This is a genomic window from Pseudomonas sp. TH08, from assembly GCF_016651275.1.
In the GTDB taxonomy this organism is placed as follows: Bacteria; Pseudomonadota; Gammaproteobacteria; order Pseudomonadales; family Pseudomonadaceae; genus Aquipseudomonas.
This window is the reverse complement of sequence record NZ_JAEKEE010000002.1, coordinates 395,855-416,170: the sequence shown is the minus strand read 5'-3', so window position 1 is coordinate 416,170 and position 20,316 is coordinate 395,855. Positions and strand designations below refer to the sequence as shown.

Sequence of the window (20,316 nt, the reverse complement as noted above, 5' to 3'; positions counted from 1 at the left end):
TCAGCAGATTGGGGAACCGGGCGAGCCAGCCCTGGGCACGGGGGCGATGGCAGCCGTGCTGTTCAGTTCCAGTTCAAGAACGTGCCCGAAGTCCGCTCTCAAGGTTGGCAGGTCACCGATGAACGACATCTCCAGGTTCAAGGCAAATTCCGATTGGGTCGCGGATGACTTGCGACGCCAGGCGTCCTCCAGGCTGACCTTCAATTGCATTCTTTTGTACTGCTCTTGCAGCAGCGGCTCGACTTCCAGGGGCAGTTGGGTGACAGGGTCGAGTACCGCTGAGTTCATCCAGGCTTCAAGGTCTCTGCCGAGGGTATCCAGTTCGGTTTGCCGACGTGTCAGCTCAAGGCTGCCGTCCGCAAATGTGCCGGGCAGGCCGTAGACCAGATTGCTGGCTTGGGTCTCGGAGAGTTGCGGGTACAGCGCATGCGCAAGGTTAATGTCTGCCCGATCGGCCAATACACAAAGATCACTCCCGGTGCGTTGGAAATAGACTTTGATCTGTTCACGCGTCGCCGATGACAGCGGGTTATTGTCCAGATCAATGCCTTTGCTGATGGTGTTGGGCAGGTTGTAGAGCGCGTCGGGCAGCAGCGTTATTTGGTTGTCGTTCAACAAGGCGGTTTCGAGGTCGGCAAGCTGCGTCAGGCCAACCGGAACACTGTTGATCCCCGTGCCGGCGAGGTCTACGTAAGTCAGCGCCTTGAGGGGAGAGAGGTCGGGCACCACGTCGAGTGGATTGCGGTACAGGTCGAGCATCGTCAGACGGGGCAAACCCGCCAGTACGACTTGCGCCTGAGCGTCAAACACTACGCCGCACTTGCTCAGCACCAGGGTCTGCAGCAGGGGCATCCGGGTCAGCGCCTGCGGCAGTCGACCCAAGGCAAAATTGCGCAGTTCCAGCCCTGACAAACCCGGAAAGCAGTTGAGGAAAGCATCAGGGACGTTATGCGTCGATTTGCCCTGCAACGACAACTGCGTGACATGGCTGAAGTCCGCCGACAGTGCCGGCAGATCACCGCTGAAGGTCAGATCGGCGACAAAGGTATTCGAGCGCAGATCCAGTTTGTCAGCGCGCCGCTGGCGCCAGAACTGCTGCAACTTGCTGCTGAATTCCTGTCTGGCGCTACGCTCGCTGGCGATCTCGTCGGCACTAAGCGCTTGGCCAGTTTGCGGGTCAGTCTCGGCGATGGCTTCGGTCCAGGCGCGGAGGTCGTGGTTGATCCGGGCAATTTCGCTTTCCCAACGCAGCAGTTGGGCGCGACCGGCCTCCAGTGTGCCCGGCAGAGAGTAAAGCATGTGGCTGGCGTCGCCATCCTGCAGTACCGGAAAGAGTGCGCGGGCCCGGGCCACGTCCGCGGGATCGGCTGCAATGCCCAGATCACTGCCGTGCTTGAGGTAAAACCCCTTGATCCGCTCACGACTGGCCGCCGACAGCGGGTTGCCGTACAGATCTACTCCGTCGGCCAGATCGAGGTCCATCTGAAAAAGTGCCGCGGGTAATTCAGTGATGCGGTTGTTGTCGAGCAGGACGGTTCGCAGGTTCGGATGATCAGCCAGACCCTTTGGCAGTTGGGTTATGGCGCAGTTGGACAGGCGCACGTCATTGAGTTTTGGCATCGCCGCCAGATCGGGTGCCAGGGTCAGCGGGTTTTGACTCAGATCCAGACGTTCAAGCGCGTTCAGTGCCGTCAGCGTGGTTTGGCCGTCGGTGGTCAGGGTGAACTGACAATTGTGCAGGGTCAGGTCCTTGAGTTCCGACATGCGACCAATGGGCGTGGGTAACTCGGCCAAGGCGAAGTCACGCATCTCGAGCGTTTGCACGTTGGGAAACAGTTCGAGAAACGACTCGATGCCCCGTAGTGCAGGATTGCCCTTGAGGGCCAGATCCGAGACGTGGCCGAAGTCCGTGGTGAGCACGGGCATGTCGCCCAGGAACGGCAGTGATGTGGAAAAATCCACGTCGCGCGCTCCGGTAAGGGCCGAGCGATGAGCCCAGAACTCCTCCAGCTTTTGCTTGAAACTCAAGCGCACCGCGTACTGATCGAACACTTCAATGGCGGTGAGCACTTCACCGGTGACGGGATGATGAATCGGCACCTGAGACGCCCAAGAGGCGAGTTGGCTTCTCATGGTATCGAGCTCGGTTTGCCAGCGACCGAGATGGAGATGGCCATCGCTCAGAGTGCCGGGCAAGTCATAAATCATGTCGCTGGCCTCTTGCGCATCCAGCGACGGGAACAGCTCTCGGGCCAGGGCAATGTCCGCCGCGTCGGCCAGTACATCGAAGTCGTTGCCGGTCTTGCGGTAGTAGGTTTTTATCTGTTCACGGGTGTCTGGCGTTAACGGGTTGTCGGCAAAATCGAAGCCGTCGCTGCGATTGGATGGCAGCTCGAAAAGGGCCGCGGGTAACTCGGTGAAGGCGTTGCCGCTGAAAATCAGGGTGCGCAAATGCGGGTGATCGATGACGCCATTCGGCATGGTGGACAGGCCCGTATTGGCCACATCGAGATAGCTCAGTTGCGGCAGCAGGTTGAGGTCGGGCAGCGTGCCTAACGGGTTGTTGCTCAGTTCGAGTGTTTCCAGTTGGGACAAGGCGCAGAGTGCAGCCTGATTTTCCGGTGTCATCACTACACCGCAATCCTTCAGTTCCAGCGTGCCCAGTCGCGGCAGGTTAATGAGCGAAGTGGATACCGGTTCCAGATCAAAATGCAGCAGATGCAGCGCTTCGAGGTTCTGAAAACGTTGCAGGAATGGCGTCACGGCGGAAACGCTTTTGTTGCCGGTCAGGCTCAGACTGGTGACGTGGCTGAAGTCTGCGGCCAGCGTTGGCAGGTCGCCCATGAACTCAAGGTTTGCTTCCAGCAGTTTGCTTCTGACGCTGGGCTGGTGCGCGGTTCGCCTGCCCCAGAACTGTTCCAGCGTCTGCGCGAATCGCTCGCGGAACATCAGCTCGCTGGATTGTTCGTTGAGGTTGAGCAGTTGGCCGGTCAACGGATCGCGTTTGGGGATGTCGCGGCTCCATAGCGCCAGATCGGCTTTCATCTGACTGATTTCGGCTTCCCAGCGGCTCAGTTGCGTCCGGCCCTGCTCCAGTGTTCCCGGCAGTTGATAGACCACGTCGGTCGCCTGCGCAGGGTCAAGTTCCGGAAACAGCGCCGTGGTGCGGTTGATGTCGGCTGCTTCGGGCAGCACACCAAAGTGCTTTGAGGTGCGTTGGTAGTGGGCTTTCACCCGCTCACGCGACGTTGGGCTCAGCGGATTGTCGGCGAAATCGAAGCCGTCGCTGAGCAGGCTGTTGAGCGTGAACAGCGCGTCCGGCATTTCGCTGATACGGTTGCCGGCGAATTTGCCGGTGACCAGGCGCGGGTGGTGCAGCAGATTGGCTGGCGGCTCGGCGATGCCGGTGTTGTTCAGATTGATGAAGCGCAGTGAAGTCATCGGCTGGATATCGGGGGCCGTCCCCAGCGGGTTGTCCTGCAAGTCGAGAAACGACAGCTCAGGCAATGACGCCAGTAATGTCTGGTCGGCAGCGCCGAGTTGCAGGCTGCAATCGCGCAGAATCAGGTGGCGCAGCACCGGCATTGTGGTGAGCGCGGGCGGCAGCTGTGGCAAGTTGGCGGTTTGCACGTCGAGATACATCAGTTTGGGAAAACGCTGCAAAAACGGTTCGAGACCTCGGGTGCTTTTGCTGCCATTGATCGCCAGCGTGGTGATATGGCCGAAGTCGGCCTCGAGTACGGGCAGGTGGCCAATAATCGGGTCGGTGATCTGCAGCATGTACCCGGCAGGTCCGCGGGTCTGTTTGCGCCAGCAACGCTGAATCAGGGTTCTCAATACCGAACGGCTTTGCAGCGCCGCACGACGCTGAATCGGCGTCAGCGGCAGACCGGTCTGCGGATCGCTGGCCGGCACTTCGAGCTGCCAGACGCGCAGGTCGTCGCAGAGCTTTCGGTACTCAAGATTGAGGCGCGAGAGTTCGCCGCGTACCCCGCCGGGAAGCCCTTGGTGTTCTTCAATAAAGGCCTGTACATCGGCCAGTGAATCGCTGGGGTAGATCTCGCGTACTCGCTCCTCCAGCGTGTGCGGCTGCTCGCGGAACAACGGGCGATAACCTTCCACGCCGACCAGACGCAAAGTGTCGATCAGCGGTTCCGGCAGCGGCGGCTGGGCCATTGCCACGCGCAGTTCGCTACGCTCCAGCGGGTTTGTCCGAATCGCCTGTTTGAGCCTGTCGGCGTCGCCGATGTGCAGGTCCAGCGCCTGGCGCTCGGCATCCGGCAAGGCGTGGAGGAGGCTGCAATAGAAGTCGCCGGGGGCGCTCAGTTCCTGGCCGCGATCGTCATAGGGCTGATAGCGGCCATCGGTTTTACGCACCAATACTTTTTGCTCGCGAGCCTCGGCCGGGCCGGTGCTGTCGAGTATCGAGCCTTCATAAAAGCCGTCGCGGATTTCGATGCGCAGTTGTCCGCTCCATCCGGGCAAACGTTGCAGGCTGTGCAGGGCGAGGGTGTCGGAATCCGCATTGTTGACTGAGTCCAGTTCCAGGCCTTCATAAGCACGGCTGATGCGCACTTGCTCACTGGCCTGCTGCACCAGTTGCTGCTGACGTTCGGGCAGTTGCCCTTCGCTGATGCTCAGTAGCTCCGCGGTGCTGGCGGTGTCGAGCAATTCGCGAGTGACGCTGCTCGGCAGCAGCGGTTGATACTCGCGGATCGGCGCGGCCAGCGGGTCTGTCGTGGTCTCCAGTTGCTGATAGCGGGACTCGAACAGGGCGATGCGGTGTTGTCGGGCGAGCTGGCTCAGTTGCCGGCTCAATGTCTGGGTGCGCACATCGAGTGCAAGCGTCGGGCCGCCGAACGATTCTCCCAGCAGCGCTTTGATGTCGTGCTCATCGAGGGACTCAAGCAAGCTTTTCAGCACGTCAGTCTCTTGCAGGCTGTTTTGCCGAACCGTGATCACTGGCAACGCTTCGTCACCGGATGATTGCCAGATCAACTCACCCTCGCTGTCGAAGTAGCACAGCCGTTTCTCGCTCGGCCATGCGCCGTGTTCTGTCAGCAGTTGCAGTTGCGTCAGAGGGTCGGCATCGCGGTAGTGCTCGGCGCTGTCCAGTTGTTCGATGAGGACTTGCAGGTCCTGGTCGATTTTGAAGCGTTTGATGGTGTCAGCCAGCAGCGGCGGAACGCTTTCCTGATCAACGTGCATTTTGCGCAGGGCGTCTTCGTTGTAGCCGCTGACGTGCAGAATGCGTTCTTGCCGAGCCGGTTCGAAGGATTCGAGCGAATGGCCGATCCGGCGCAAAGCTGTGGTCTGGTCCCACGCCAGTGGCTGTTCGAGTTCGCTGTGCCAGGCGCCTTCGCCGTTGTGCCGCAGCAGCGGTTTGTAAGCCTCGGGCCGCGTCGGGTGGTCAATGCGGAACTGACCGGGGATCGCGTCTTCGCTGACCGCGTAGTGGGCGTTTTCCAGCGCCAACAGCTGTTTGCCCTGATGCGCATGCAGGCCGCGCGCGTCGGGACGGGAGTCTTTGGCAGGAGGGGCGTTGTGCTCGTAGCGGCTCAGGTCCGGGTCCCAGTAGCGGGCAGAGGTCCCGGGCCGCTCCATCGGTATGAAGCGATCAATGAATGCAACGATTTCCTTGGGCAGGACCTTGCGGTACTCGCCGATGCCGATCATGCCGCCAGCGGCAAAGGCACCCAGTTGAATCAGGGTTTCGACCGTGCCCATCAGGTGTTCGAACGCTTCGCGGGTTTTCGCCTGCGTCCAGTCGATGATGCCTTCGAAGGCTTCGTTGAGCAGTTGCCAGGCCATGTAGCTCATCATCAACTCGCCCAGCCCCGGCACGAACGGCGCGATCACGAAGGCAGCCGTTTCGATGATCGAGGTCACGATGTTCACCAGGGAATCCCAGCGCGCCCAACGGGCTCTGCTATCGACCGTTGCGGTGGGAATGGCGATCACTTTGGCGTCGTTGAGAATCTTGTTCAGTTTTGCCTGATAAAGGTGTCGCCACAGCTCGGCGGTGAGTGGTGCGCTGACCAGTTGCAAGTCCGGTTTGTCGACGGGCGTTTCTCGCCACGCGGGTTGCGAACTGCCCGGTTCGGGCTTGTGCCATTTGATTTGAACCAGGCGCTGCTGCAGGTCGGCAAAGAAGAAGCCGATGCGTTCCTGATCGATAAAGCGGCTGAAGAAGCGCTGGTAGTCTGTCGCCCGCAACTGGCGGGTGAGTTCGGCTTCCATGTCTGCCGAGGACGCGTATTCCTTGATCGGGTGCTCCGGGTCATCCGGGACGTAGGCGACGATCCGACTGATGTGGCGGGGCGTGTAGGCATCCGGAGCGAAGACCAGAATGCCGGTCAGCGGCGCTGCCATCATCGACATGTCGTGACACAGCAGCGTCTGGCCGTTGAGCCGCATGCCGTGCACGCCATCGAGCAACCCGTTGATCAGGCGAAAGCAGGTCTCGCTGATGTCGCCGCTCATGCGCGCCCATTGCAGGGCGGCGTTAAGGGCTGCTTGCTGGCTCGTGGTCACTTTCTGTTGTAGCGCGGCAGCAGCGGTCGCGTCGTTGAAGCCGAGTTGTTCTCGCAGATACGTCTGGTATTGGGCGCCGATATCCAGCGTTCTGCACAGCTTGATGAAGGTGGTAATGCTCAGTTTGCTGTTGACTGCTGGCAGCGATTCGAACTGCCCGCTGGCGGTGGGTTGGGTGATGAAGGTGGATGCACGCTCATAGGCGTCATCTTTGGTTTCGGCGTCTTCGAAATTGTGCAGTGCGGCGTCGAGCAGCGAGACCGTCCAGGCGCGGGCGCCGCCGGTTTTGATCGAAAACCATGGCGTCGTCGCGGGAACGTAGAGGCGCAGGAAGGTCTTCCTGACGTCCAGGTCCAGACCGCATGCGTTTTTCAGTGCTGCTTTGAGCAGCGGTTCGGCGAAGGCGTTGGTGTCTTGCAGGTGTTCGAGTTGTTGATCGACCGCGCTTTGCGCGCGCCAGTGTGCGGCATTCAGTGCCTGCAATTGCTGGTGCTGCACGGCTGACGCAGCTTGTAGTGAGGCCGGGAGTGCGGGCTGGATGCTGCGCAATGCCTGGCGTTTGGTCGGCGAGGCGCTGCCGAGCCAGTCGGGAATCGACTCTTTCAGGGTCAGGTAGTGTTCGTCGGGATGTTGCGCGTCGCTCGTATCGATCGGGGCTGCCGGTTGCTGTCCTTCAGGCAATTGCATGTGCCATTCCTTTAGCGTTGGAAGAGCCGACAGCAAACCAGTCAGTGACGATCATCGTGCGGTAGATATTTATGCCGGTGACAACCGGCTGAATTGATATCCTGCGCGGCCTGCCGCAAATCGGTGATGCCGGTTTAAACTGCGCCTTTGCGACGCTATATGTCGCATTGCCGTAAACCCGGGAAAATCCGGGGTTTGCGCTATAAGAAGTTGTCGCTTGGCGGCAAGGCCGGGCTGAAAACTGTCCTTACAATCCCCCCATCGCTCGCCAGTTTCAGGCGAGTGTTCCTCTTCAGGAGACTCCGATGTCCGTTGAGCACGCTGCGGTACAACGCGCCGATTTCGACCAGGTAATGGTTCCCAACTACGCGCCTGCCGCTTTCATTCCCGTGCGTGGCGCTGGTTCCCGCGTCTGGGATCAGGCTGGCCGCGAGCTGATCGACTTCGCTGGCGGGATTGCCGTTAACGTATTGGGCCATGCGCATCCGGCGCTGGTCGGTGCATTGACCGAACAGGCGAACAAGCTGTGGCACGTGTCCAACGTGTTCACCAACGAACCGGCCCTGCGCCTGGCGCACAAGCTGATCGACGCCACGTTTGCTGAACGCGTGTTCTTCTGCAACTCCGGCGCTGAAGCCAACGAGGCCGCATTCAAGCTGGCCCGTCGTGTTGCGTTCGACCGTTTCGGCAGCGAGAAGTACGAAATCATCGCCGCACTGAACAGCTTCCACGGCCGTACCCTGTTCACCGTCAACGTCGGTGGCCAGTCGAAGTACTCCGACGGTTTCGGCCCGAAAATCACCGGTATTACCCACGTTCCTTACAACGATCTGGCGGCGCTGAAAGCTGCGGTTTCCGACAAGACCTGTGCGGTCGTGCTGGAACCGATCCAGGGCGAGGGCGGCGTACTGCCGGCCGAACTGGCCTACCTGCAAGGTGCCCGCGAACTCTGCGACGCGAACAACGCGCTGCTGGTGTTCGACGAAGTGCAGACCGGCATGGGCCGCAGCGGCAAGCTGTTCGCCTACCAGCATTACGGCGTGACCCCGGACATCCTCACCAGCGCCAAGAGCCTGGGCGGAGGTTTCCCGATCGCGGCAATGCTGACCACCGAAGCATTGGCCAAACATCTGGTCGTCGGCACCCACGGCACCACCTACGGCGGCAACCCGCTGGCGTGCGCTGTTGCTGAAGCGGTAATCGACGTGATCAACACGCCAGAAGTGCTGAACGGTGTGAACGCCAAGCACGACAAGTTCAAGACCCGTCTTGAGCAGATCGGCGAGAAATACGGCCTGTTCACTCAGGTGCGTGGCCTCGGACTGTTGATCGGTTGCGTGCTCAGCGATGCCTGGAAAGGCAAGGCCAAGGACATCTTCAACGCCGCTGAAAAAGAAGGCCTGATGATTCTGCAGGCCGGCCCGGACGTGATCCGTTTCGCCCCGAGCCTGGTGGTGGAAGACGCCGATATCGATGCGGGTCTGGATCGTTTCGAACGCGCTGCTGCAAAACTGACACAAGCCTGATAGACCCTTCGGCGCCTGATGATTCGGGCGCCGATCAAAATTTTTGACACCGGACAGATTCAACTGTCGGATTGAACCTTTGTGGTGAGGGGATTTATCCCCGATGGGCAGCGAAGCGGCCCCCAAAATCTTGGGGCTGCTGCGCAACCCATCGGGGATAAATCCCCTCACCACGGGGCTCGCTCCTACAAAGTCCGGTGTTTTTTTTCTGTGAATTTATAAGAGAAAGGAGTGACACCATGCTGGTGATGCGCCCCGCGCAAATGGCTGATCTGGGCGAGGTACAGCGTCTGGCTGCGGACAGCCCGATTGGTGTCACTTCCTTGCCGGATGACGTGGAACGTCTGAGCGACAAGATCGCTGCGAGCGAAGCCTCGTTTGCCGCCGAAGTGAGCTTCAACGGTGAAGAAAGCTATTTCTTCGTCCTCGAAGATTCCGCCACCGGCAAACTGGTCGGCTGCTCGGCCATCGTTGCTTCGGCCGGTTATTCGGAGCCGTTCTACAGCTTCCGCAACGAGACCTTCGTTCACGCCTCCCGCGAGCTGAAGATCCACAACAAGATCCACGTGCTTTCGCAGTGCCACGACCTGACCGGCAACAGCTTGCTGACCAGTTTCTACGTGCAGCGCGAGCTGGTGGGTTCGCCGTGGTCCGAGCTCAACTCCCGTGGTCGTCTGCTGTTCGTTGCCAGCCACCCGGAGCGTTTCGCTGATTCGGTGGTGACCGAGATCGTCGGTTACAGCGACGAGAATGGCGACTCGCCGTTCTGGGACGCTATCGGTCGCAATTTCTTCGACCTCAATTACGCGGCTGCCGAGCGCTTGTGCGGGCTGAAGAGCCGCACGTTCCTCGCCGAGTTGATGCCGCATTACCCGATCTACGTGCCGCTGCTGCCGGATTCCGCCCAAGAGGCGATGGGCCAGGTGCACCCGCGTGCGCAGATCACCTTCGACATCCTGATGCGCGAAGGTTTCGAGACCGATCATTACATCGACATTTTCGACGGTGGCCCGACCCTGCATGCACGTGTTTCGGGGATCCGTTCGATCGCCCAGAGCCGTGTTGTGCCGGTGAAAATCGGCGAAGCGGTCAAGGGGGTCGGGCGCCAGTATCTGGTGGCCAACGCGCAGTTGCAGGATTACCGCGCGGTGTTGCTGGAGCTGGATTACGCGCCAGGCAAACCGGTGACTCTGGATCTGGAAGCGGCCGAAGCCCTGGGCGTCGGTGAAGGTGCCAGCGTGCGCCTGGTGGCGGTTTAACGCCTTAGCGAATTTCACGGGTGGCCGCGGCGGCCCGTTTGAGGAGATAGCATGATTGTTCGTCCCGTACGCAGCAGCGATTTATCCGCTCTGATCGACCTGGCCCGCAGCACCGGCACCGGCCTTACGACTTTGCCAGCCAACGAAGAGCGTCTGGCCCACCGGGTCGGCTGGGCCGAGAAGACCTTTCGCGGCGAAGCCGGCCGTGGCGATGCGGACTACCTGTTCGTGCTCGAAGACGATGATGGTCGCGTGGTGGGGATTTCCGCCATTGCTGGCGCCGTCGGTATGCGTGAGCCTTGGTACAACTTCCGTGTCGGCCTGACGGTCAGCGCCTCGCAAGAGCTGAATATCTATCGCGAGATTCCGACGCTGTTCCTCGCCAACGACCTGACCGGTAATTCCGAGCTGTGCTCGCTGTTCCTGCATGCCGATTACCGCAGCGGTCTGAACGGTCGCATGCTGTCGAAGGCGCGGATGCTGTTCATCGCTGAATTCCCTGAGCTGTTCGGTAACAAGATCATCGCCGAGATGCGCGGTGTCTCCGATGACGCCGGTCGTTCGCCGTTCTGGGAAAGCCTTGGCCGTCATTTCTTCAAAATGGAATTCAGCCAGGCCGATTACCTGACCGGCGTGGGCAACAAGGCGTTTATCGCTGAACTGATGCCGAAATTCCCGCTGTACACCTGCTTCCTGTCGCCTGACGCACGCAACGTCATCGGTCAGGTTCACCCGGACACCGAGCCCGCGCTGGCGATGCTCAAGGGTGAAGGTTTCAGCTATCAGGGTTACGTCGACATCTTCGATGCCGGCCCGGCCATCGAATGCGAAACCGGCAAGATCCGCGCGGTGCGTGACAGCGAAGCGCTGGTGCTGGCTGTCGGTACGCCGGGCGATGACGCCACGCCGTTCATCATCCATAACCGTAAACGCGAAGACTGCCGCATCACTGCTGCGCCGGCGCGTCTCGCTGCCGGCACCCTGGTGGTTGATCCACAGACCGCCAAACGTCTTCAACTCAACGCTGGCGATCAAGTGCGCGCCGTGGCGTTGTCCGCTGCACGGGAGTCGAAATAATGAATTCGCTATACATCGCAGGTGAGTGGCTGGCCGGTCAGGGCGAAGCCTTTCAATCGCTGAACCCGGTGACCCAGCAAGTGCTGTGGTCGGGGGAGGGCGCCACCAGCGCTCAGGTCGAATCGGCGGTGCAGGCTGCACGTCAGGCTTTTCCGGACTGGGCGCGTCGTTCGCTGGAAGAGCGTATCGGCGTACTCGAGGCATTCGCGGCTTCGCTGAAAAACCACGCTGACGAGCTCGCTCGGACCATTGGTGAAGAGACCGGCAAGCCGCTGTGGGAATCTGCGACCGAAGTGACCAGCATGGTCAACAAGATCGCTATCTCGGTACAGAGCTACCGCGAGCGTACCGGCGAGAAGAGCGGCCCGTTGGGCGACGCCACTGCCGTGCTGCGCCACAAACCGCACGGCGTGGTCGCGGTATTCGGCCCTTACAACTTCCCCGGTCACTTGCCGAACGGCCACATCGTGCCGGCCTTGCTGGCCGGTAACAGCGTGTTGTTCAAGCCAAGCGAGCTGACGCCGAAAGTCGCTGAACTGACGGTCAAGTGCTGGATTGAAGCCGGTCTGCCGGCTGGCGTGTTGAACCTGCTGCAAGGCGCTCGCGAAACCGGCATTGCGCTGGCGGCGAACCCTGGCATCGACGGTCTGTTTTTCACCGGTTCGAGCCGCACCGGCAACCATCTTCACCAGCAATTTGCCGGGCGCCCGGACAAGATCCTCGCGCTGGAAATGGGTGGCAACAATCCGTTGGTGGTCGATCAGGTGTCGGATCTGGATGCGGCGGTTTACACGATCATTCAGTCCGCGTTCATCTCGGCTGGCCAACGCTGCACCTGCGCCCGTCGTCTGTTGGTGCCGCAAGGTGCGTGGGGCGATAGCCTGCTCAAGCGTCTGGTGGAAGTCAGCGCGACTATTGAGGTCGGTGCGTTTGATCAGCAACCGGCGCCGTTCATGGGCTCGGTGATTTCCCTCGGCGCGGCGAAAGCGCTGATGGATGCTCAAGAACATCTACTGGCCAACGGCGCCGTGTCGCTGCTGGAAATGACCCAGCCACAGGCGCAAGCCGCGTTGCTGACGCCGGGCATTATCGATGTGAGCGCTGTTGCCGAGCGTCCGGACGAAGAACTGTTCGGCCCGTTGCTGCAAGTGATCCGCTACGTTGATTTTGAAGCGGCGATCGCTGAGGCGAACGACACTGCTTATGGTCTGGCCGCGGGTCTGCTGTCGGATTCCGAAGCGCGTTATCAGCAGTTCTGGCTGGAAAGCCGTGCCGGCATCGTCAACTGGAACAAGCAACTGACCGGCGCTGCGAGCAGCGCACCGTTCGGCGGTGTCGGTGCTTCGGGCAACCATCGCGCCAGCGCCTACTACGCGGCGGATTACTGCGCGTACCCGGTGGCGTCGCTGGAAACCCCGAGCCTGATTTTGCCAGCCTCTCTGACACCCGGCGTGAAAATGGCGTGATGCCCATTCGCGAGCAGGCTCGCTCCCACATTGGAATGCATTCCCCTGTGGGAGCGAGCCTGCTCGCGAAGGCCGCGCCTCGGTCGTACTGAACAGTTACTGAAGCCTATAACAACAGATTCTCGTGGAGCCTCGCTGATGAAATCCTATGAAGTCAATTTTGACGGTCTAGTGGGGCCGACCCATAACTACGGTGGTCTGTCCTACGGCAACGTTGCGTCCCAGAGCAACAGCCAGCAATCCTCGAATCCGAAGGAAGCGGCGCTGCAAGGTCTGGCGAAGATGAAAGCGCTGATGGAAATGGGCTTTCAGCAAGGCTTCCTCGCGCCGCAGGAGCGTCCGGACGTGGCCGCTCTGCGCCGTTTGGGTTTCAGCGGCAGCGATGCTCAGGTGATCGAGCGCGCCGCCAAAGAAGCGATGCCGCTGCTGGTCGCCAGTTGCTCGGCGTCGAGCATGTGGGTGGCCAACGCCGCCACGGTCAGCCCGAGTGCCGACACCGCTGACGGTCGCGTGCATTTCACCGCCGCCAACCTCAACTGCAAATACCACCGCAGCATCGAACACCCGACCACCAGTCGTGTGCTTGGCGCGATGTTCGCCAATCAGCAGCACTTCGCCCATCACGCCGCCTTGCCGGCGGTGGCGCAGTTCGGCGATGAAGGCGCGGCCAACCACACACGCTTCTGCCGTGAATATGGCGAGGCAGGTGTCGAGTTTTTCGTGTTCGGTCGCAGTGCCTTCGACAATCGTTATCCTGCGCCGCAGAAATACCCGGCCCGTCAGACCCTTGAAGCTTCGCAAGCCGTCGCACGTCTGCACGGTCTGCGTGACGAAGGCGTGGTTTACGCTCAGCAGAACCCGAACGTGATCGATCAGGGCGTGTTCCATAACGACGTGATCGCCGTAGGTAATGGCGAAGTCCTGTTCTATCACGAGGACGCGTTCCTCGAGACTGAACAGATGCTGGCCGAACTGGAAGGCAAACTCGCCAAAGCGGGTGGGAAATTTCAGTCTGTGTGTGTTCCGCGTTCGGCCGTCACCGTGGATGACGCGGTTCGTTCCTACTTGTTCAATAGCCAGCTTCTGTCACGCCCTGACGGCTCGATGCTGTTGATTGTTCCGCAAGAATGCCAGGCCAACGAGCGCGTCTGGACTTACCTGCAAGGTTTGACCAGCTCCGGCGGGCTGATTCGTGAAGTGAAAGTCTTCGACCTCAAGCAAAGCATGCAGAACGGCGGTGGCCCTGCTTGCCTGAGACTTCGCGTCGCACTCAACGAAACCGAACTGGCGGCGGTCAACCCAGGGGTTATCATGACCGCACCGTTGTACGGTTCCTTGACCGCATGGGTTGAAAAGCACTACCGCGACCGCCTGAGCGAAACCGATCTGGCGGATCCGCAATTGTTGCTTGAATGCCGGACGGCACTGGATGAACTGACGCAAATCCTTAAACTGGGCGCGGTTTATCCATTCCAGATCAATTGATGGCCGGCGCGTCGCCCGAACGCGGCGCGCGGCTTGTCTCCCGAAGAGAGTAAAAACATGAGCGATTCCCTGCAGCTGATCCTTGAAGACACCGACGGCACGCAACTGCAAACCTCGTGCACCCGCGTCGCGGTCATGTGGCAAGGCAAAGAGCTGTGGATCCAGCAGGACGGCCGTGGCCAACTGCTGATCGGCGTGGACGTCGAAGAAGGTGATGCCGAGTACGCCAACCTGCTGCTGCGCCCATTGGCGACTAATCTGGTAAGTCTGCAACTGGAAATGGAACCGGCTGACGTCGGCGACGACGAAGACCACGTGCACGGCCCGGATTGCAACCACGATCACTAAGGAAACCGCTCTATGCTCGCCCTCGGCAAACTGCTTGAACTGACCCTCGCCGGCCGCGAACCGGCGGAGAAGACTCAACTGACTGTCGAAGGCGTGCGGATGCGCTGGTTGAGCGAAGGGGCGCTGGAAGTCCGGCCCCCTGAAGCTCGCGACAATGGCCTGGATCTGCTGCTGTCGGCAGGTATCCATGGCAATGAAACAGCACCGATCGAGTTGCTTGATCGGCTGCTGCACGACATCGCTCGCGGCGATCTGAAGCCGCGTGCACGCATTCTGTTCCTGTTCGGCAACCCGGAAGCGATTCGCAAAGGCGAGCGTTTCATCGAGCAGGACGTCAATCGGCTGTTCAACGGCCGTCATGAACAAAGCAGTGGTTCGGAAGCGTTGCGAGCCTGTGAGCTGGAACGGTTGGCGGCGAGTTTCTTCAGCCTGCCAGACCGCCAGCGCCTGCATTACGACCTGCACACGGCGATTCGTGGTTCGCGGATCGAGCAGTTCGCGTTGTATCCGTGGAAAGAAGGTCGCCAGCATTCCCGTCGGGAGCTGGCACGGCTGCGCGCCGCGGGCATGGAGGCGGTGTTGTTGCAGAACAAGGCGTCGATCGTTTTTAGTTCCTATACCTACGACAAGCTCGATGCCGAAGCCTTCACGCTGGAACTGGGCAAGGCGCGGCCGTTCGGGCAGAACGACGGGGTCAATGTGTCGCTGCTGGAAACTCGTCTGCAGCAGATCATCTCAGGCAATGAGCCAGATCTGGCTGAAGAAGGCCTGGACGGTTTGCAGTTGTTCAGCGTGGCGCGGGAAATCATCAAGCACAGTGATGCGTTCCGCCTGAACCTGCCACAGGATGTCGAAAACTTTTCCGAGTTGGAGATGGGCTATGTGCTGGCCGAGGATCTGGCCAATACCCGCTGGATCATTGAGGAAGAGGGCGCGCGAATCATCTTCCCTAATCCCAAGGTCAAGAACGGCTTGCGCGCAGGCATCCTGATCGTGCCGGCCACCGACGAAAATCTCGCCTGACCTCACCGCAAAACCAATGTAGGAGTGAGCCTGCTCGCGATTGCAATGCATCAGTCACTACAGATGTTGACTGACACTGCGCTATCGCGAGCAGGCTCACTCCTACAGTTTTGGTTCCGTGATCAGACGGCGACAGCGCGCGGCTCGGTGCGGCGCAGTGCGCGGATTTTCTGCAGCGTATCGGCACAAGTCCGAGCCGCTTCCTGACCCTTGTGCACAAAGTGCTCGAAGAAGAACTTCTGATGTTCGTCGCCCGCATGGAAGTGATGCGGGGTCAGGGACACCGAGAACACCGGCACTTCGGTTTCCAGCTGCACCTGCATCAGGCCGCTGACCACCGATTGGGCGACGAACTCGTGACGGTAGATGCCGCCGTCCACGACCAGGGCGGCCGCGACGATGCCGGCATAACGACCGGTCTTGGCCAGCAACTTGGCGTGCAGGGGCATTTCAAAGGCGCCGCCGACTTCGAAGATATCGATGTCCGATTCCTGATAACCCAAGGCAATCATTTCGGCGACGAAGCCTTTACGGCTCTGGTCGACGATTTCCTTGTGCCAGCAGGCCTGGATGAACGCGACGCGCTCGCCATGAGTGTGTTTGTTTTTGCTGTCGATAGCGGTGGGTTGCATGTTCTGACTCCTGTTTGTGTGAAAAACAGGGCGTTATGAATCGAAAGGGATTCAAGGGTACGCGCGAGCACAGAAGTGCGCAGGCGGCCCTTTGGCGTCAATCCCGTTCTCTCTTCATCCGGACTATGACCGTCGGCCCCGGAATCACACCGGGTCTGCTGACCTTGTCGTCGATCACCGCTAAAAGCCGTGTTCGTTGCCAAGCGCTCGCGGGCTATGCGCATTGCGCGCAATTACCGCCGGTGGGGAATTACACCCCGCCCTGAGAACGTTTTCGCCGCCCTTTGTTGGGCGGCGGAGCGTTTTTAACACATATTGTGTGTCTGTGCATTGCGCCTTTCTGATGATTGCTATCGAGATTTTTGAACGCTGGTAAGGTGTTTTCCTGCGCCAAGGGTTGATTAATCGACGTGATGACCGCAGTAATTGACCTTCGTAAAGGGATTTCCCCTGCTGACTTTGAGGCCAGGTTCATGAGCGTTATCGATCTTCGCAGCGACACTGTCACCCAACCGACTCCCGCCATGCTCGACGCGATGACCGCCGCCGACACCGGCGATGATGTGTATGGCGAAGATCCGACCGTCAATCGTCTGGAAGCCGAACTGGCCAAGCGTCTTGGCTTCGCGGCCGCGCTGTTTGTCCCGACCGGCACCATGAGCAACCTGCTCGGTTTGATGGCGCACTGTGAGCGCGGCGACGAATACATCGTTGGCCAGCAGGCGCATACCTACAAGTACGAGGGCGGAGGCGCGGCGGTGCTCGGTTCGATTCAGCCGCAGCCGCTGGAAGTGCAGGCTGACGGTTCGCTGGACCTGGACCAGGTTGCTGCCGCAATCAAACCGGATGACTTCCATTTCGCCCGTACTCGCCTGCTGGCGCTGGAAAACACCATGCAAGGCAAAGTGCTGCCGCTGGAGTATCTGGCCCGCGCCCGCCGCTTCACTCAGGACAAGGGCCTGCAATTGCACCTGGATGGCGCGCGGTTGTACAACGCGGCGGTCAAACTCGGTGTTGATGCCCGCGAGATCACCCAACATTTCGACTCGGTGTCGGTGTGCCTGTCCAAAGGCCTCGGTGCGCCAGTGGGCTCGGTGCTTTGCGGTTCGGCCGAGTTGATCGGCAAGGCGCAGCGTCTGCGCAAGATGGTCGGTGGCGGTATGCGTCAGGCCGGACTGCTGGCGGCGGCGGGCTTGTACGCCTTGGATCACAATATCGAGCGGCTGGCAGACGACCACGCCAATGCGCAACTTCTGGCGGAAGGTCTGCGTGAAGCAGGTTTCAGTGTTGAGCCGGTGCAAACCAACATGGTTTATGTACAAATGGGCGACAAAGCCGAAGCGTTCAAGGCATTTGCCGCCGAGCGCGGGATCAAATTGAGCGCTGCCGCCCGTCTGCGCATGGTCACGCACATGGACGTCAATCGCTCGCAAATCGAGCAAGGGATCGCGGCATTCGTCGAGTTTTCGCGCAAGTGACAGCGTTAGCCGTCCAATTGACCGTTTCTATCGTATAAACACGCTGTACCCCGCGCGCAGGGCCGATATAATGCGGCCCTTTGCCGTCGCTTCGTCTGTTGACGTTTCGAACAGGCCTTTGGCCGCAGCCTCCGTGGAAGAACCTAATGAAAAGCGCAGAAATCCGTGAAGCCTTCCTTCGCTTCTTCGAAGAGCAAGGCCACACCCGTGTAGCCTCCAGCTCTTTGATTCCGGGCAACGACCCAACCCTGCTGTTCACTAACGCGGGGATGAACCAGTTCAAGGACTGCTTCCTGGGCCAGGAAAAACGTGCATACACCCGTGCGACCAGCAGCCAGAAATGCGTGCGTGCCGGTGGCAAGAACAGCGACCTGGAAAACGTCGGTTATACCGCTCGTCACCACACGTTCTTCGAAATGCTAGGTAACTTCAGCTTCGGTGACTATTTCAAGCACGACGCGATTACCTTTGCCTGGACCTTCCTGACCGGCGTTCTCAAACTGCCGAAGGAAAAACTCTGGGTCACTGTCTACGCCTCCGACGACGAAGCGTATGACATCTGGACCAAAGAAGTCGGTGTGCCGGTCGAGCGCATGATCCGCATCGGCGACAACAAAGGCGCGCCATACGCGTCCGACAACTTCTGGACCATGGGCGATACCGGCCCGTGCGGCCCATGCACCGAGATTTTCTACGATCACGGCGACCACATCTGGGGCGGCCCACCGGGCTCGCCGGAAGAAGACGGCGACCGTTACATCGAGATCTGGAACAACGTGTTCATGCAATTCAACCGCACCGCCGATGGCGTGTTGCATCCGTTGCCAGCACCGTCGGTCGATACCGGCATGGGCCTGGAGCGGATCAGTGCGGTGATGCAGCACGTCAATTCGAACTACGACATCGACCTGTTCAAGAACCTGCTGAGCGCTTCGGCCGCAGCAATTGGCTGCGAAAACGGTGACCAGTCTTCGCTGAAAGTAGTATCCGACCACATCCGTTCTTGCGGTTTCCTGATCGCCGATGGCGTGCTGCCGTCCAACGAAGGTCGCGGTTATGTACTGCGCCGGATCATTCGTCGCGCCTGCCGTCACGGTAACAAGCTGGGCGCTACTGGCAGCTTCTTCTACAAAATCGTCGCCGCGCTGGTTGCCGAGATGGGCGAAGCCTTCCCGGAACTGAAAAAGCAGCAGAGCAACATCGAACGCGTGCTTAAGGCCGAAGAAGAGCAGTTCTCCAAAACTCTGGAGCACGGTCTGAAGATTCTCGAGCAGGATCTGGCGGAACTCAAAGGCACCGTGGTGCCGGGCGACGTGGTGTTCAAACTCTACGACACCTACGGTTTCCCGATGGACCTGACTGCCGACATCGCCCGCGAGCGCAGCCTGACTGTCGACGAAGTCGGTTTCGAGCGCGAGATGGAAGCGCAGCGTGTTCGCGCGCGCTCGGCCAGCTCGTTCGGTCTGGACTACAACACCCTGGTCAAGGTTGATGTGGCCACCGAGTTCACCGGTTACAAAGACACCAGCGGTTCGGCGAAAATCGTCGCCATCTATAAAGATGGCCAGTCGGTCGACGTCTTGAATGAAGGCGAAGAGGCGGTGATCGTTCTGAACCAGACGCCGTTCTACGCTGAATCCGGCGGCCAGATTGGCGATTGCGGTTTCCTTCAGGCCGGCAGCGCACGTTTCGATGTGCGTGACACCACCAAGACCGGCGGCGCCTTCCTGCACCACGGCGTGCTGGATTCGGGCAGCCTGACCATCGGCGCGCCAGTGGAAACTCACGTTGATGCTGAAGTGCGTCACGCCACTGCATTGAACCACTCGGCGACGCACTTGCTGCACGCCGCATTGCGTCAGGTTCTGGGTGAACACGTTCAGCAGAAAGGGTCGTTGGTGGATAGCCAGCGTCTGCGTTTCGACTTCAGTCACTTTGAAGCGATCAAGCCTGAACAAATCAAGGCGCTGGAAGACATCGTCAACGCCGAGATTCGCAAGAACTCCGCCGTTGAAACCGAAGAAACCGACATTGAAACCGCCAAGAACAAAGGCGCCATGGCGCTATTCGGTGAGAAGTACGGCGACAACGTACGCGTGCTGAGCATGGGCGGCGATTTCTCCGTCGAACTGTGCGGCGGTATCCACGCCAACCGTACCGGCGACATCGGCCTGCTGAAAATCATCAGCGAAGGCGGTGTGGCTTCGGGTGTGCGTCGTATCGAGGCAGTTACCGGTGCCGCGGCGCTGGCCTACTTGAATGCTGCAGAAGAACAACTCAAGGAAGCGGCGAGCCTGGTCAAGGGCAGCCGCGACAACCTGATCGACAAGCTGTCGGCTGTGCTGGAGCGCAATCGCCAACTGGAGAAGCAGCTCGAGCAATTGCAAGCCAAGGCTGCCAGCGCTGCGGGCGACGATCTGTCGTCCTCGGCACTGGACGTCAAAGGCGTCAAGGTGCTGGCTGCACGTCTGGATGGTCAGGATGCAAAAGCACTGCTGGCGCTGGTCGATCAGCTGAAAAACAAACTCGGCCGCGCAGTGATCCTGCTCGGCAGTGTCCATGAGGAAAAGGTCGTTCTGGTTGCAGGCGTAACCAAAGACCTGACTGGCCAACTCAAAGCCGGTGATTTGATGAAACAGGCTGCTGCGGCAGTGGGCGGGAAGGGCGGTGGTCGTCCGGACATGGCGCAGGGCGGCGGTGTCGACGCCGGCGCGCTGGATGGCGCACTGGCGCTGACCGTTCCATTCGTCGAGCAGGGTTTATAAGACGGCCCGTCGGGTTCGCGGTCTAGTAGCGGGCCC

The 20,316-nt window shown here is 60.1% G+C and carries 11 protein-coding genes and 1 riboswitch; of the genes, 9 read left to right on the top strand and 2 right to left on the bottom strand.

What is annotated here, in order from left to right; all coding sequences use genetic code 11:
- Positions 1 to 7,221 (bottom strand): dermonecrotic toxin domain-containing protein, encoded by a 7,221-nt coding sequence (locus tag JFT91_RS11565; protein ID WP_201232441.1) that lies wholly within the window; start codon positions 7,219 to 7,221, stop codon positions 1 to 3.
- A 305-nt stretch (positions 7,222 to 7,526) separates the two neighbouring features.
- Here JFT91_RS11565 and JFT91_RS11560 point away from each other — a divergent pair, with 305 nt between their 5' ends.
- From JFT91_RS11560 to astE, 7 genes are all read left to right on the top strand, one after another.
- The gene (locus tag JFT91_RS11560; protein ID WP_201228159.1) at positions 7,527 to 8,747 is read left to right on the top strand and encodes an aspartate aminotransferase family protein; all 1,221 of its coding nucleotides are present in this window, start codon (positions 7,527 to 7,529) and stop codon (positions 8,745 to 8,747) included.
- A 239-nt stretch (positions 8,748 to 8,986) separates the two neighbouring features.
- Positions 8,987 to 10,006, top strand: a complete 1,020-nt coding sequence (gene aruF / locus JFT91_RS11555; protein ID WP_201228158.1) for an arginine/ornithine succinyltransferase subunit alpha — start codon at positions 8,987 to 8,989, stop codon at positions 10,004 to 10,006.
- 51 nt (positions 10,007 to 10,057) lie between these two features.
- A complete protein-coding gene (aruG, locus tag JFT91_RS11550) occupies positions 10,058 to 11,083 on the top strand; it encodes an arginine N-succinyltransferase subunit beta (RefSeq protein ID WP_201146766.1) in 1,026 nt (341 codons plus the stop codon).
- Positions 11,080 to 12,549: a succinylglutamate-semialdehyde dehydrogenase gene (gene astD, locus JFT91_RS11545; protein ID WP_201232637.1), complete on the top strand. Its 1,470-nt coding sequence runs from the start codon at positions 11,080 to 11,082 to the stop codon at positions 12,547 to 12,549. The genes aruG and astD overlap by 4 nt, the downstream gene beginning before the upstream one ends.
- A gap of 138 nt (positions 12,550 to 12,687) precedes the next feature.
- Positions 12,688 to 14,034 carry an N-succinylarginine dihydrolase gene (gene astB / locus JFT91_RS11540; RefSeq protein WP_201232440.1) on the top strand — a complete coding sequence of 449 codons (1,347 nt, stop codon included), beginning with the start codon at positions 12,688 to 12,690 and terminating at the stop codon, positions 14,032 to 14,034.
- A 57-nt stretch (positions 14,035 to 14,091) separates the two neighbouring features.
- Positions 14,092 to 14,382 (top strand): hypothetical protein, encoded by a 291-nt coding sequence (locus tag JFT91_RS11535; protein WP_016983958.1) that lies wholly within the window; start codon positions 14,092 to 14,094, stop codon positions 14,380 to 14,382.
- Positions 14,383 to 14,394: 12 nt separating this feature from the next.
- Positions 14,395 to 15,405 carry a succinylglutamate desuccinylase gene (gene astE / locus JFT91_RS11530; protein ID WP_201232439.1) on the top strand — a complete coding sequence of 337 codons (1,011 nt, stop codon included), beginning with the start codon at positions 14,395 to 14,397 and terminating at the stop codon, positions 15,403 to 15,405.
- A gap of 122 nt (positions 15,406 to 15,527) precedes the next feature.
- On the opposite strand, the gene JFT91_RS11525 is transcribed toward astE, so the two are convergent.
- A complete protein-coding gene (locus JFT91_RS11525) occupies positions 15,528 to 16,037 on the bottom strand; it encodes a 6,7-dimethyl-8-ribityllumazine synthase (protein WP_201146763.1) in 510 nt (169 codons plus the stop codon).
- 101 nt (positions 16,038 to 16,138) lie between these two features.
- Positions 16,139 to 16,311, bottom strand: a riboswitch (FMN riboswitch).
- A 199-nt stretch (positions 16,312 to 16,510) separates the two neighbouring features.
- Between JFT91_RS11525 and ltaE the strand changes: the two genes are divergently transcribed.
- Both ltaE and alaS read left to right on the top strand, forming a co-directional pair.
- A complete protein-coding gene (gene ltaE, locus JFT91_RS11520; RefSeq protein WP_201232438.1) occupies positions 16,511 to 17,515 on the top strand; it encodes a low-specificity L-threonine aldolase in 1,005 nt (334 codons plus the stop codon).
- A 146-nt stretch (positions 17,516 to 17,661) separates the two neighbouring features.
- Complete coding sequence (gene alaS / locus JFT91_RS11515) at positions 17,662 to 20,280, top strand: alanine--tRNA ligase (protein WP_201232437.1); 2,619 nt, start codon at positions 17,662 to 17,664, stop codon at positions 20,278 to 20,280.
- The last annotated feature ends 36 nt before the right edge of the window (positions 20,281 to 20,316 follow it).